Genomic DNA, 13,340 nt, shown 5'->3' with positions numbered 1-13,340 from the left:
AGGTATTATATTTTGATAAAAGGGATTGATCATTATGATCAATCCCTTCTTATATTTTTACTAGAATAAATGATTTTTATAGGACTAGTGAGGGAAATAGAATAGATATTTATATGGAACGATAGTACTTATTTATCTAGTTAAGTATTTAGTAAGGTCCCCACTCAATATTCACCCCAACAATAAGAAAAACAAGTCCAATGATAAACCAAATGAGTGCAAGTGGAGCCATGAAACGAATCCATTTTCCATAAGAAATCCCGCTTGCTGCGAGAACGCCCATTAAAACACCGGAAGTTGGATTTAAGCAGTTTACTACACCTTCTCCGAGCATAACAGCCTGTACTGTAACTTGGCGTGTAATGTGCATGAAATCAGCTAATGGAGCTAATATCGGAATAAAAATAACCGATTCTCCTGTCCCGGATGAAATAAGGAAATGTAATGCAGCACTACTTACGTACATACCGATAACGCCAAATACAGGGCTTTGTCCTTCAAGAGACTGTGCGAGCTGGTTAACGATAGTATCAAGTAATTTGCCTTGTTCTAAAATGACTGAAATACAGCGAGCCATTCCGACGATTAAAGCACCGTAGATAAGATTTTGGCAGCCAGTTAGAAAAGTGGATGCGATATCGTTTGCTTTCATGCCACCTATTATTCCTGCTGTAATTGCTATGAAAATAAAAGTAGCGGTCATTTCTGCGTCCGTCCAATGTAGACGAAAAGCGCCTATTAAAAATGCAATTAATGATAAAGCTGAAACGAGTAAAATTAATTTATGACGTATCGTCCAAGGGACTTCTTTTTTCTCTGCTTCTTTTTCGCTTGAAAGAGCGTTACTGGGAAACCAGTTGTCGCCAAGGATGCTTCCTTTATTTGATTTTTTCAAGCGTTTTACATACCAATTTATATAAAGGATAGTGGCAAGTAAAAAAGATATATAGATTGCGGTGCGTAAACCAATCCCGGAAAACATCGGAAGTTCTGCGATCTTTTGTGAAATGCCTAAAGGTGAGGGAGATAAAATAGTAGCATTAAAACCAGCATAAGTGCCTAAATAAATAATTGCTACACCGACGATAGCGTCCCATTTTAACGTGCGTGCAACGATGATGCCGATGGGGATAAAACCGATAACTGAGTTAACGATAATACCAGTCGTTCCAAGAATAGAAAAAAGCGCAGCAACTATACAAATGAAAAGTAATTGCTGATTACGAAATTTGTTAATAACATGATAGATTAAACCGTCAAGAGCACCTGTTTTTTCAAGAATTGCAATAGCTCCACCTGTAAATAAAATTAGAAAGATAATAGGAGCAGCAAGTGTCATTCCTTTTTCAATAGCGGTAAAAAAAGAAACAAATCCTACGGGTGATTGCGGAACAGAATGGTAGCTACCTGGTATTGTCGTTGTAACGGTCCCGTTTGTAACCCTTTTAAATTCTCCAGCAGGAACGAAGTACGTAGCAATGGCGCAAAGTAAGGCAATAAAAAATAGTAGTACGTACGCATCAGGCATTTTAAACTTTTGTTTACTAGGTTGTTTTTTTGCCTCAGTTTGTATTTGCATAAAATCCCTCCTTCTTCACTTGGTTAATTTTTAATATTCTGAATTTAATCTGTGAAATAGATTATAATAAAGGTAGCTTCTTAAGGCAATAGTTTTTGTATCCTTTTCCCGCACGTACAAATTATTGCAATATTAGACAGGGAAACGATAATAAGCCAAGAATATGTTATGTAGAAAGAAAAAGGAAAAGAGGGAACAAGATGTGGAAAACTACTGATCTATGTGATGAATTTGAAAAGGAATTACAAATATGTCGCCAGTCTTTTCGGTCTTTTGGGAAGAAAGAACAATTCCACGGGAAAATTGCAACTGTAAAAGTGAAAGATGATAATGTACTAGTGAAGGAAGGATTGCAAACATTACCAGAAGGAACAGTATTAGTTGTTGATGGCGGAGCGTCTACGAATTGTGCGTTACTTGGTGATAATTTGGCAGCTATTGCGGAAGAAAGAAAGCTAGCAGGAATTATTGTGAATGGGTATGTTCGTGATTCTAGTGAACTAAAGAATATTAATATTGGTATTTTAGCGTTAGGAACGATGCCAAATAGAAGTGTGAAAGAAGGAAAAGGAGAACGAAATATTTCATTGCACTTTGGACAAGTGGATTGGAATCCAAATGAATATGTCTATGCGGATGAAGATGGCGTCATTATTAGTGAAAAGAGTTTACATCGTTAAGAGTTAATAAGTTATTATTCTTAGAAAATAAATCCGATAAAGCATGGACAAAATTCTTTGTCAATAGTAAAATAATACAGAAATTTAAAATTTACAGAATGTATAGGTTTATCGTTTTACGATAACTTAAATGGAAGTAAGTTGTGCCAAGAAAAGTGAATGTTATCACAATGATACGTTCATAAACAAAATTATTTTTCCTATACAAATATAGCCGCGAATAATGCGGGTAGGAGGTGTTGTACATTTTTGTTCGACACTTACAAAAAGAGAGTGTCAATCGCACGCCCTTGAAGGGCCTTTTTTTGTGTAAATGGTAGTAAGGGAGGAAATTTTGGGATGGCAATGTTGAAAAAGTGGCTGCTTACGTCGTTAATGGCAGTGACACTTGTATTTGTTTCTTTTGCGAATACAGTACATATTACGTTTGCTGAAGAAAATACAGCAAAACTTGCAATTATTGGGGAATCACAAAAGGGCATTATGTTATGTCCGAAAGAAGAGCAAATTAAAGATGGGGAAACAGCTTTAAGTTTGCTGCAAAAGGTCATGGGGGACAAAGTAGAATCTGAAACGATGTCGTTTGGAACATATGTAAAAGGAATCGATGGTTTAATGGCCGGGGCTACAAGTGCTTGGCTGTATGATGTAAATGATAAGTCTGCAGAAGTCGGAGCAGATAGTTATAAATTAAAATCTGGAGATGTTGTTGTCTTTCGCTTTGTTTCAGACTGGAGCAATATAAGCCAGGAAACATTGAAAGAAACGTTAGATAAGTTCGGGACGTGTAAAACAGAAGAACCTAACGGTGGCAAACCAGAAGAACCAAAGACAGATGATCCAAAACAAGAAAAACCAGAAGAACCGAAGACGGATGATCCAAAACAAGAAAAACCAGAAGAACCAAAGACGAATGATCCAAAACAAGAAAAACCAGAAGAACCAAAGACGGATAGTTCAAAACAAGAAAAACCAGATGGTACAAAAACAAATGATGAAAAACCAGAACAACCAAAGCAAGAGAACATTCAAGATTCAAGTGCACAATTAAACGAAGCCATTTCTAAAACATCAGATAAGATGTTACAAGATGGAATTGAAAGTGACTGGGTAGCTGTAGCGCTTTCTCGTTCTGGAAAGAATGTGCCAATTGAGGCAAAATTAAATTATGTTAAGTCAGTAACTGAAAAAGTAGAAAAGCGCATTAATCGTTTTTCAGCGACAGATTTAGCTAGAACAATTATTATGATGAATGCAATGAGTGCAGACCCTAAAAATGTAGGTGGGCATAATTTAGTTCAAAAATTGTATGAGTCAGATAAAGTGAATTCTGTTACAGGTTATGCATTTGCTTTACTTGCATTTGATACGAAGAAGTATGAGATTCCAGTTGAATCAAAATGGAACAGAGTTGCTTTAGTTGAAGCACTGTTAAATAATCAGCATACAGACGGTGGATGGACTTATAATAGTTCAGGTAGTAAAGATAGTGCTAGTAGTGTTGATGTAACAGGTATGGTTTTATCAGCATTAGCTCCTTATCAAGAGCGATCAGATGTGAAACCAGCTATACAAAAAGCTGTTGCGTATTTATATAACGAACAGCTGCAAAATGGCGGTTTTTCAGCTGATGGACAAGAAAATTCAAATAGTACTGCGCAAGCAATTATTGGATTATCGCTTGTTAAAGATGTAGATCAAAATCGTCTTCATAAGGCAATGCAAAACCTATTATCATATCAACTTTCAAATGGTGAATTTAAATGGTTACCAAGTGATCAAAATGGTAACGGAATGGCTACAGAACAGGCTCTTTTAGCATTACTTCAATTTAAGGAAATGGGAAAATCTATTTATGATTGGTCTAATGTAGACGCTGGTGATGTAATTAAGCCAAAACCGATTGAAGAGCCAGAAAAGGTCGTTGAACCAGAAAATAATGTAGTAGAAAAAGAAGTTATTGAAGAACCGAAAGAACAAAAACAAGTACAACAAGAAACAAAAGATGAAAATCTAAAAGTAGTTGTAGATAACGAACCGGTTAAGAATAAAAAAATCGGAAACGGTAACAGTCTACCAAAAACAGGAGCATCTTCTCATAGCGCAGCAACAGAAGTAGGTATGGGTGTATTATGTATTGCTTCTGCATATGTATTATGGAGACGTAAAGCAGCTTAACAAAAAATTAGGAGCAATTATTTGCTCCTAATTTTCGTATGAAAGGTGAGAGATAGGATGAGTAAGGTGAAATGGTTCATTTCTTTACTGCTTTCGCTCGGGCTACTTGCCGGATGTGAAGAGGCAGCTGTAAAGCCTGAGAAGAAGGTAGAACCGAAGCAAGAAGAGGTAGCGAAACAAGAAGAACAAAAAGATGAAGCGAAGCCGGAAGAAAAAACAGAAGAAAAGCAAGCTGAATCAGAACAAAAGCAACAAGAAGAACAGAAAGAGAAACAAGAACAAAAAGTAGAAGAGAAGCCGAAAGGGGAAAAGCTGCAGGCACAACCAGAGGTAAAGAAAGAAGAGAAACAACAGGAACAACCGAAAGAACAGCCGGCTGTAAATAAGCAACCAGAGCAGCAACAAGCACAAGAAGAGAAACAACAACCGAAAGCACCAGAAGTAAAAGAAGAAGCAAAGGTTGTGAATCAGCCGAAAGAAACACCGAAGCAGGAGCAAAAGAAAAAGCCAGAAGAGAACAATAGTGTACCAGCTCCACCAACACCGGTACCACCACTAAACCCAGTGCCACCACCAGTACCACCAGTACCTAAAGCAAAACAAGTAACAATCTCGGTAAAAGGAAATAACGGATATATAATGGGTGCGAAAAAGATGGATGTACAAGATGGCGATACTGTGTATAAAGTATTACAACGTACAGGATTAGATGTTGATGCAAGCGGATCTAGAGATAGTATTTATGTAAAAGGTATTAATGATTTATATGAAAAAGATATTGCGGATACTAGTGGATGGAAATATCGTGTGAACGGTGCTTTTCCAAACCATAGTGCTGGTGTAGCTACGGTAAAACCAGGCGATACAATTGAGTGGGTATACGTATTACAATAAGAAAGGCATTCGGTAAAGGGCTATGAAAATAAGTTTTTCTTCTTTACATCCTTTTGTGAATTTTTTCTATTATATCGGGGTGATGATACTATGTACGATGTGTCTTCATCCTCTTTTTTTAATTGGAGCAATAGTATTAATTATTATGTTAAATGTGATGCAAGGAAATAGCGAAAAGATAAGAAAGATGCTACCGAGCACAATTGTTTTCTTTTTTATGGTAATTTTATTTAATTCGTTATTAACGCATAGAGGTCGAACTACGTTATTTTGGTTAGGTGATAGCCGTATTAAGCTTGAGGCGATTATGTTTGGAATAGTAATGGGGTTATTACTAGTTGCAGTTATGTTTACGTTTGCGTCATACAATGATATTATTTCCAGTCATAAATTTTTATATTTGTTTTCAAGAATTTCACCGAAAGTTGCATTGTTAACGATGATTACAGTGAGATTTGTTCCTTTGTTTATAAGACGATTAAAGAAAATCACACTCGTCCAAAAAACGAAAGGTGTGCAGGTAGATTCAGGTTCGATAATTGAACGCGTCAAAAATGGTATGCAATTGCTGCAAGTATTATTAATTTGTTCATTAGAAGATGCACTGCAAACGGCAGATTCTATGCAAGCTCGTGGATTTGGTGTAACGAAGCGTACGACGTATATTCGCTATAGAATGGAAAGGCGTGATTGGTATACGCTCAGTTATTTAATCATTTTATTTATAGCTGCTATTGTATGTAGTAATTATGGCGGAGGGAAATTGATTATTTATCCGAAAGTCGAATCTATTTTATTCCAGCAATATGATGGAATGATGTTTGTATTATTTACACTGTTTATTAGTTTACCAATTATGATGGAAGGGAGAGAATGGATATGGTGGCGCATGCAGAAATAAACAATTTATCATTTGCATATGCTGATGAAAACGAATACGCGTTACAGCATATTTCTCTTTCTGTTCAAAAAGGTGAGTTTATTGCACTTGCTGGAGGATCGGGATCTGGGAAGACGACGTTATTAAAACATTTTAAAAAGGAGTTACTTCCAATTGGTACGCGTTCTGGAGAGATATTTTATGAGGGTGTTTTAATAGAGGAAGTAGCTGATTTGTTATCTGCCCAAGAAATTGGGATGGTATTTCAAAACCCAGAAAACCAGATTGTTATGGATACAGTGATTCAAGAATTAGCATTTTCTTTAGAAAATATCGGATTACCATCACATATTATTCAAAAAAGAATAGCAGAGCTTATTAGCTTTTTAGGATTTCAAGATTTATTGCATCAATCTGTTCATACGTTATCTGGTGGGCAGAAGCAGCTTGTCAATTTAGCTGCGGTATTAGTTATGCAGCCGAAATTGCTATTATTAGATGAACCGACAGCGCAGTTAGATCCAATCGCTGCAAAAGAATTTTTAGGATTATTAAAACGGATTAACGAAGAACTTGGAATTACGATTATTTTAAGTGAACATCGCTTAGATGAAGTTATCCCGCTTGCAACACGCGTTGTTTGTATGGATAATGGCCGTATTATGTATGATGGTAGTCCTAAAATTGTTATTACGGATATGTGGGGAGTAGAAACATTCCGTCCATTTATTCCGCAAATTCCAAGGCTATTTTTAGAGTGGAATGTGAGAGATATTCCGTTTACAGTGCGAGAGGCGCAAATGAAAATGAATGATTTTGCAGCGATATCATATGTAAATGACCCAATAGCACAAAGTGAAAAGCAAGAGGTAATTTTAAGCGCAGAGCATATTTCGTTCCAATATGAAAAAAATAGTCCGCTTATTTTACGTGATTTATCAGTTTCGATTGAAAAAGGAAAATGGGTAGCGCTCGTTGGGAAGAACGGTATAGGTAAGTCTACACTGTTAACGATTTTAGCAGGATTACAAAAAGCGAGAAGAGGAAAAGTAAAGTGGAACGGAAAAGTGGTACATAAAATCGATTCGAAAGAACGGTTTAAAAGTATTGGGTATGTATCGCAGCATCCGTATTACCATTTTACATTTGATACAGTATGGGACGAGGTTTATGAACGTGCGCGTGAATTATATGGAGAACAAGGAAAAGAAATAGCAGAAGATACGCTAAAACAGTTTTGGTTGTACTCGCTTAAAGAACGCCATCCGCATGATTGTAGCGGAGGAGAGCAACAATTACTTGCGTTATGTACGACGTTATTATCAAAGCCAACGATATTATTACTTGATGAACCGACAAAGGGATTGGATCCATGGAAGAAAGAAAGAGTAGGAGAACTATTTAGGAAGCTGCAAAAAGAAGGTACAACAATTGTAATGGCAACGCACGATATTGAGTTTGCAGCGAAATACGTGGATCAATGTATGATGTTATTTGATGGAACAGTCATTATGAATGATGCACCGAAAGAATTTTTTAGCGGCAACTTCTTTTATACAACATCTATTAATCGATTCATTCGAAAAGAATTGCCATATGCATTAACATGGGAGGATGTGTGCGAAGCGTGTCCAAACGATATGTTGCATTCATAATATGTATTTTTGCAGTAATAATCGGCACATTGCTTTTTACGACACTTGTCATGGACGGTTATTACATGTTAAGTAGTTTGTTTCTATTAGCGGTTATTATGTTACCTTTCTATATCCGTTTTGAAAGAAAGGCGTTTGTTTCACGTGAAATTGTTCTCGTTGCTGTATTAGCGGCAATTGCAGCAGTAAGCCGGGTGCCATTTTCTATTTTACCAAGTGTACAACCAACTTCTTTTGTCATTATCGTTTCTGCAATTGTATTTGGAAGTGAAACTGGTTTTATGATTGGTGCTACAGCAGCAATCGTATCTAATATTTTTTTAGGACAAGGTCCATGGACACCGTGGCAAATGTTTTCGTGGGGCATGATTGGTTTTATAGCAGGTTTACTTCGTAATACATTTTTTATGAAAAAGCTATGGGGGAGACTTCTTTACGGAGTAATTGTTGGCTTTTTATTTGGCTGGATTATGAATTTCTGGGGCCTTCTCGGTTTTATACGAGAAGCAACATGGGAAACTGTCATTTCGTATTATATCGCAAGTTTTTACTTTGATTTGAGCCATGCGATTTCGAATGTTATTTTCTTATTACTATTTAGTACTTCATGGATTACGATTCTTACAAGATTTAAAAAGAAATACGGTATATTAGATGAGCATAACGTGACATAGAAAAGCATACTCATATAAGGTAGGGTCGCGACTTACATATTCGTTTGCCTCTTTCATGCTTCTTACATAATGTAAGGAGCATTTTTTTGTCAAAAAATCGATTCAATATGCATCCGCTATTATATAAAATTATTTGTATAATTGTAGGTGAGAACTTTTTTCAAAAGGGAGGTGTATAGTTAATGAAGTTAGTTATTCCGAAGCAACATGGTGCATGGGCCATGCTTGTTATTCCTTTTTTATTAAGTGTCATACTTGGGAAACCTACTATTTATCATATTCCATTGTTTTTAGCGTGGTTCTTTATCTATTTAGCTACGTACCCATTTCTTACGTACATAAAGCAAAGACGAAAAAAAGAGTTTTTACAAGTTGCCATTATTTATTTTCTTATTGCGTTCCTATTTGGGATGATTTCTTTATTATATGAGTGGCGAATTCTTTTATTCGTAATAGTAATGATTCCATTATTTATAGTGAATATGTATTACGCTCGTCAAAAAAATGAAAGAGCACTATTAAATGATATTTGTGCGATTATTGTGTTTTGTATCGGTGGGTTAATTAGTTATTCCTTTTCAATGAAGCAAATCGATCATACAGCATTATTCATTGCGCTTATTTCATTTTTATACTTTTTAGGTAGTACGTTCTATGTGAAAACGATGATTCGTGAAAAAAATAACCCGAAGTATCGTCTTATATCTTGGGGATATCATATCGTATTAACGATAATCATATTTGTGATTAATCCGTGGTGTTCTCTTATTTTTATACCAAGTGTCATTCGAGCAATTGTGTTGTATGGCAAAAAAATTTCTATTAAAAAAGTAGGAATTTTAGAAATTGCTAATTCTGTATATTTTTTAATCATAACGGCAATAATTATGAAGTATGCCATTTGAAAAAACTTCCCATCAATTGATGGGAAGTTTTTAATCTTTTTCTAAAATGTGAACGGTGTACTCGCAACGTTGAATAGCTTGTTCAACAGCATAAAGTGATTGTTCAATACGAGCGCGATTAAAATCTTTTTCAACTGTTTCGAGCGCTTCTTCTAAACAATTTTTAGCTTCTTGTAATGATTGAAAAGAATCTTGTACATATCCGCGAGCATTTTGATGCATTTCATAATCCTCCTTGCATGTTCGTATATGGGTAGTATGAACAGTAAGGAAGAAAATATAATTTGTTATATTTATTATATTTGTTTGACAATTAAAGTGGAATTACGTATAGTAAGAATTAAGTGAATATTTTCTTATCCAGAGAGGTGGAGGGACTGGCCCGATGAAACCCAGCAACCGCGATGCAGGTGCTAATTCCAGCAGAACATATTTGTTCTGGGAGATAAGACGAAGATATATACGTAACTTCTTCTTATCGGAGAGGTTTTTTTATTGCAAAAAAACCGATTACGAAAATTTATATTAAGAAGAAAGGGGTTGCGCATTACTGTGACACTCGAAAAATACGTAAAACTGCGTAGTACAGTTTATGAATATATGATAGAGCAAGATAAGCCGATATCATTGTTAGATATTCAAGAACATATCGTTTCGCATCATGAAGGAAAATTCACGAAAAAGATGTTGCATCAATTTTATTTATCAAGATTATTAGACGAACTAAAACTGGATGGGAAAATTACATTAGCTGATGAATATCTCTATGCTGAAAAAGGGGTATTGTATAAGGCGAGAAAAGGGAGCTAAGCTCTCTTTTTTTCTTAAAATAACGGAGTATGTAGAGTAAAAGACTGCTAAAGCAGCCTGATACAGGGAATGGTGTTGAGTGTGTAGTGTCAAAAATTGAATGTGCCTGAAAGAGGCAATTCATATCGGCTGCAAATGAAAAGAGACACCTTCGCCGAATAGGTGTCAGTCGTTTTGTCACGTAGACTTGCTACTTAACAGTAATTAGAATAACATGCAGGATTTTTGAAGTCAAAAGGGAATTAAAGGAAGGGGTACAATTATGTACGCTTACTTATTAAAAGATATAACGAAATGGATCCCAAAGTACATTGTAGATAAGGGATATGAATATTATGAAGGTGGGCATGTAGAAGATGTTGAAATACAAGATAAAAAAGTGTTTGCTTTCGTTACTGGAAATGCAAGGAATTATGAAGTAGTTATCGATCTCGAAGATTTTTCAGAAAGTAACTGTGAGTGTCCCTATGAAAATTATTGTAAACATATGGTGGCAGTTGTTTATGATATGCAAGGTGCTGGTGAGAGTGCAGTTAAAGAGAAACTGAAAGATTTAGAAAAAGAAGAGTTACTTATATTATTAAATCGATTGTTGCAAAGTTCGAAAAACGTACAAATTGTAGAGAAGTTATTAAAGAAGGAGAAACTTTAACGTATAGAGGGAGTTGTTTTGTAGTGAACGTACTAATTATATATGCTCATCCTAACCCTTCAAGTTTTAACGCGGCGATTTTCAATCATGTGCAAAAAGGACTACAGGAAACAAATCATTCAGTTACCGTACTTGATTTATACAAAGAACAATTTGATCCAGTCCTCGTATTTAATGAAGAGAAGAAAAGACGCGATTTAGTAAATGAAGAGGAAACAGCTCGGTATAGAACGTTAGTAGAAGAAGCAGATACACTTCTATTCATCTATCCAATATGGTGGTGGGGGATGCCAGCAATTTTAAAAGGATTTATCGATCGTATTTTCGTAGCTGGATTTGCTTATAAATATGAAGGGGCTCTGCCGAAAGGATTATTGCAAGGGAAAAAAGCATGGGTTATTAATACGTTAGACTCGCCTCTATGGTACGTCGCATTGTTATATCGATCAGCAGATTGGATTATGATGAAGAGAGGTATTTTACGTTTTTGTGGCATTCGCGATATAAAACGGTCAGTGTTTCAATCTGTGAAAACGAGTAAAGTATCAAAGCGTGAGAAATGGTTATTACAAATAGAAGAAAAGGCTCGTGCATTATGAATGAAGTCGATCGTATTATAAACTGTGTTCAGTATGATGGCGAACTTTTTCGGAAGTATGTTACGTGTTTACTTCAATTGAAAAAATGCAGCGAAACATTTCAGCAAATTCAAATAGAGTTAAGAAATGATTATTTAATAAGAGGAATTTGTGAAAGAGAAGTTGATCAGGTAGTAAGGGGAAGTAAAGAATATGAAACATATTTTCTTCCTAAAGCGTTACAGTGGAATTTTTTGAGGGAACATCCACACCTGATCGGAAAAATTTGCGAAGATTTTTTTGCATTTGAGTCATTACATCTTACGGAGTTAGAGTGGGAGAAGATTATAAATTGCGTGGGAAATAAGTGATTTATTATGTAAAAAAGCTAGTATAAAACTAGCTTTTTGTTTAAATAAATAAGAAACATAGACTAATGATAAAACCCGCATATAGTAAGTTCACAACACAAAATCCCATAATGTCACGAGCACCTAAACCAGCTATCGCTAATGCTGGTAATGCCCAGAAAGGTTGAATTAAATTCGTCCAAGCATCGCCCCATGCAATTGCCATTGCTGTTTTTGCAGCAGGTACACCAAGTTCAGCGCCAGCTGGAATCATAATTGGTGCTTGCACAGCCCATTGACCGCCACCAGATGGAACGAAAATATTAACGATACCAGCACTTAAAAAAGTAAAGAGCGGGAAAGTTGATTCGTTTGAAATGCTAATAAAGAAATTAGAAATAGCTCCTCCAAGTGAAAGTCCTTCACTATTTGCTCCAATCATCATGCCCATAATTCCTGCGTAAAACGGAAATTGAAGTAAAATGCCAGAGGCACTTTTCGTAGAGTCTGAAAAAGCGCGAATATACTGAATCGGAGTGCGGTGGAAAATAAGTCCAGCAATTAATAACATAAAAATCACGATATCGAGAGTAAGATTAAATCCTTTCGTATAAAAGTAATTGAAAATATAAATGAGACCTAACAATCCAACGCAAAGTGTAATAATAATGCTATTTTCCATCTTTTCAGCGAACGTATTTTTTTCTACTTCTTGAGCAGCAGCTTCTTCATGGAACACGCTAGGATCTACTGTAATCGTATGTTTTTCATCTGGGTGCATCGCTTTATTAATGAGAGGCATCGTAATGAGAAAAATAATAACTGGAACGAGAGCGTATGGTGAGAATAACGTTTCTGTTATTGGAATCGCCTCTTTAATACTTCCAGCAGTCGTTTTAATTAACGTTTCACCGCCTGTTGCTAACGTAAGAGGGATAGAGGCAGAAAGACCGGCATGCCAAATGAGAAATCCAGAGTAAGAAGAGGCGATTGCTAGTCTATAATCTAATCCGTCCAGCTGCCTTGCCACTTCTTTTGCGTATAAAACAGATACAACAATTCCAAAGCCCCAGTTTATGTATGCACCGAGTAAACTTACAATTGAAATGGCAATAATGCCTTGTCCAGTTGTTTTTGGTAGTCTGGCAGCTTTCGTTAATCCTTTTTTAATAAGAGGAGCATTTGCTAAAGCAGATCCAGTCACGAGTACAAGTGCCATTTGCATAGAAAAGGCGAGGAGTCCCCAAATTCCATTACCCCAGTGATTAATCATTTCTACAGGTGTTTGGTGAGTCGCAAACATACCAAAGAAGATAACGAAAACAGTTAGTAAACATGATAAAATAAACGGTTCTGGTAAGAAGCGTTGCACTAAGGCGACGCAACCATTTGTAAAGGAACGAAACAAAATAGATCAACCTCCTTATGTATATGTATTACAATTATTCGAGGTTGTTTAGGAGATAACCTTCAATGTAAAGAAAATTCAGATATTTACAGAGTGG

The 13,340-nt window shown here is 35.9% G+C and carries 14 protein-coding genes and 1 riboswitch; of the genes, 11 read left to right on the top strand and 3 right to left on the bottom strand.

Going from position 1 to position 13,340, the window contains the following annotated elements; all coding sequences use genetic code 11:
• Positions 1–148 precede the first annotated feature (148 nt).
• Positions 149–1,579: a YfcC family protein gene (locus ACUL40_RS08830; RefSeq protein WP_001166974.1), complete on the bottom strand. Its 1,431-nt coding sequence runs from the start codon at positions 1,577–1,579 to the stop codon at positions 149–151.
• Positions 1,580–1,779: 200 nt separating this feature from the next.
• On the opposite strand from ACUL40_RS08830, the gene rraA reads away from it, so the two are divergent.
• From rraA to ACUL40_RS08795, 7 genes are all read left to right on the top strand, one after another.
• On the top strand, positions 1,780–2,259 hold the full coding sequence (rraA, locus tag ACUL40_RS08825) for a ribonuclease E activity regulator RraA (protein WP_000266037.1): 480 nt from the start codon (positions 1,780–1,782) through the stop codon (positions 2,257–2,259).
• Positions 2,260–2,598: 339 nt separating this feature from the next.
• On the top strand, positions 2,599–4,437 hold the full coding sequence (locus ACUL40_RS08820; protein WP_079004645.1) for a DUF4430 domain-containing protein: 1,839 nt from the start codon (positions 2,599–2,601) through the stop codon (positions 4,435–4,437).
• Between the two features lie 57 nt (positions 4,438–4,494).
• The gene (locus ACUL40_RS08815) at positions 4,495–5,331 is read left to right on the top strand and encodes a DUF4430 domain-containing protein (protein WP_079004646.1); all 837 of its coding nucleotides are present in this window, start codon (positions 4,495–4,497) and stop codon (positions 5,329–5,331) included.
• A 22-nt stretch (positions 5,332–5,353) separates the two neighbouring features.
• On the top strand, positions 5,354–6,232 hold the full coding sequence (locus ACUL40_RS08810; RefSeq protein WP_002178524.1) for an energy-coupling factor transporter transmembrane component T: 879 nt from the start codon (positions 5,354–5,356) through the stop codon (positions 6,230–6,232).
• Positions 6,205–7,866 (top strand): ABC transporter ATP-binding protein, encoded by a 1,662-nt coding sequence (locus tag ACUL40_RS08805; RefSeq protein WP_445422824.1) that lies wholly within the window; start codon positions 6,205–6,207, stop codon positions 7,864–7,866. The genes ACUL40_RS08810 and ACUL40_RS08805 overlap by 28 nt, the downstream gene beginning before the upstream one ends.
• Positions 7,839–8,540 carry an ECF transporter S component gene (locus tag ACUL40_RS08800; RefSeq protein ID WP_000044904.1) on the top strand — a complete coding sequence of 234 codons (702 nt, stop codon included), beginning with the start codon at positions 7,839–7,841 and terminating at the stop codon, positions 8,538–8,540. The genes ACUL40_RS08805 and ACUL40_RS08800 overlap by 28 nt, the downstream gene beginning before the upstream one ends.
• Positions 8,541–8,722: 182 nt before the next feature.
• Positions 8,723–9,445 (top strand): YwiC-like family protein, encoded by a 723-nt coding sequence (locus ACUL40_RS08795; RefSeq protein ID WP_000779987.1) that lies wholly within the window; start codon positions 8,723–8,725, stop codon positions 9,443–9,445.
• Positions 9,446–9,475: 30 nt separating this feature from the next.
• Here the strand turns inward: ACUL40_RS08795 and ACUL40_RS08790 are convergent, their stop codons facing one another.
• On the bottom strand, positions 9,476–9,667 hold the full coding sequence (locus tag ACUL40_RS08790; RefSeq protein WP_000554032.1) for a hypothetical protein: 192 nt from the start codon (positions 9,665–9,667) through the stop codon (positions 9,476–9,478).
• 131 nt (positions 9,668–9,798) lie between these two features.
• A riboswitch (SAM riboswitch) is annotated at positions 9,799–9,897 on the top strand.
• A gap of 100 nt (positions 9,898–9,997) precedes the next feature.
• On the opposite strand from ACUL40_RS08790, the gene ACUL40_RS08785 reads away from it, so the two are divergent.
• The 4 genes from ACUL40_RS08785 (at position 9,998) to ACUL40_RS08770 (ending at position 11,856) form a co-directional block, all read left to right on the top strand.
• Complete coding sequence (locus ACUL40_RS08785) at positions 9,998–10,255, top strand: hypothetical protein (RefSeq protein ID WP_000171476.1); 258 nt, start codon at positions 9,998–10,000, stop codon at positions 10,253–10,255.
• Positions 10,256–10,517: 262 nt separating this feature from the next.
• Positions 10,518–10,907 carry an SWIM zinc finger family protein gene (locus tag ACUL40_RS08780; RefSeq protein ID WP_016124928.1) on the top strand — a complete coding sequence of 130 codons (390 nt, stop codon included), beginning with the start codon at positions 10,518–10,520 and terminating at the stop codon, positions 10,905–10,907.
• Positions 10,908–10,930: 23 nt separating this feature from the next.
• Complete coding sequence (locus tag ACUL40_RS08775; protein WP_001101572.1) at positions 10,931–11,506, top strand: NAD(P)H-dependent oxidoreductase; 576 nt, start codon at positions 10,931–10,933, stop codon at positions 11,504–11,506.
• Positions 11,503–11,856, top strand: coding sequence for a hypothetical protein (locus ACUL40_RS08770; RefSeq protein ID WP_001006477.1), 354 nt, complete (start codon positions 11,503–11,505; stop codon positions 11,854–11,856). The genes ACUL40_RS08775 and ACUL40_RS08770 overlap by 4 nt, the downstream gene beginning before the upstream one ends.
• Positions 11,857–11,896: 40 nt before the next feature.
• On the opposite strand, the gene ACUL40_RS08765 is transcribed toward ACUL40_RS08770, so the two are convergent.
• Positions 11,897–13,243 (bottom strand): short-chain fatty acid transporter, encoded by a 1,347-nt coding sequence (locus tag ACUL40_RS08765; protein ID WP_000490029.1) that lies wholly within the window; start codon positions 13,241–13,243, stop codon positions 11,897–11,899.
• Between the last annotated feature and the right edge of the window lie 97 nt (positions 13,244–13,340).

The sequence above is a fragment of the Bacillus sp. KNSH39 genome (assembly GCF_052656585.1).
Note: the sequence above shows the minus strand (reverse complement) of the source record. Positions and strands in the feature narration are given on the sequence as shown.

Bases quoted from the DNA above. Each gene is read 5' to 3' on its own strand.
- ACUL40_RS08830 (WP_001166974.1), bottom strand. From the start codon at position 1,579: ATGCAAATACAAACTGAGGCAAAAAAACAACCTAGTAAACAAAAGTTT.
- rraA (WP_000266037.1), top strand. From the start codon at position 1,780: ATGTGGAAAACTACTGATCTATGTGATGAATTTGAAAAGGAATTACAA.
- ACUL40_RS08820 (WP_079004645.1), top strand. From the start codon at position 2,599: ATGGCAATGTTGAAAAAGTGGCTGCTTACGTCGTTAATGGCAGTGACA.
- ACUL40_RS08815 (WP_079004646.1), top strand. From the start codon at position 4,495: ATGAGTAAGGTGAAATGGTTCATTTCTTTACTGCTTTCGCTCGGGCTA.
- ACUL40_RS08810 (WP_002178524.1), top strand. From the start codon at position 5,354: ATGAAAATAAGTTTTTCTTCTTTACATCCTTTTGTGAATTTTTTCTAT.
- ACUL40_RS08805 (WP_445422824.1), top strand. From the start codon at position 6,205: ATGGATATGGTGGCGCATGCAGAAATAAACAATTTATCATTTGCATAT.
- ACUL40_RS08795 (WP_000779987.1), top strand. From the start codon at position 8,723: ATGAAGTTAGTTATTCCGAAGCAACATGGTGCATGGGCCATGCTTGTT.
- ACUL40_RS08790 (WP_000554032.1), bottom strand. From the start codon at position 9,667: ATGCATCAAAATGCTCGCGGATATGTACAAGATTCTTTTCAATCATTA.
- ACUL40_RS08780 (WP_016124928.1), top strand. From the start codon at position 10,518: ATGTACGCTTACTTATTAAAAGATATAACGAAATGGATCCCAAAGTAC.
- ACUL40_RS08770 (WP_001006477.1), top strand. From the start codon at position 11,503: ATGAATGAAGTCGATCGTATTATAAACTGTGTTCAGTATGATGGCGAA.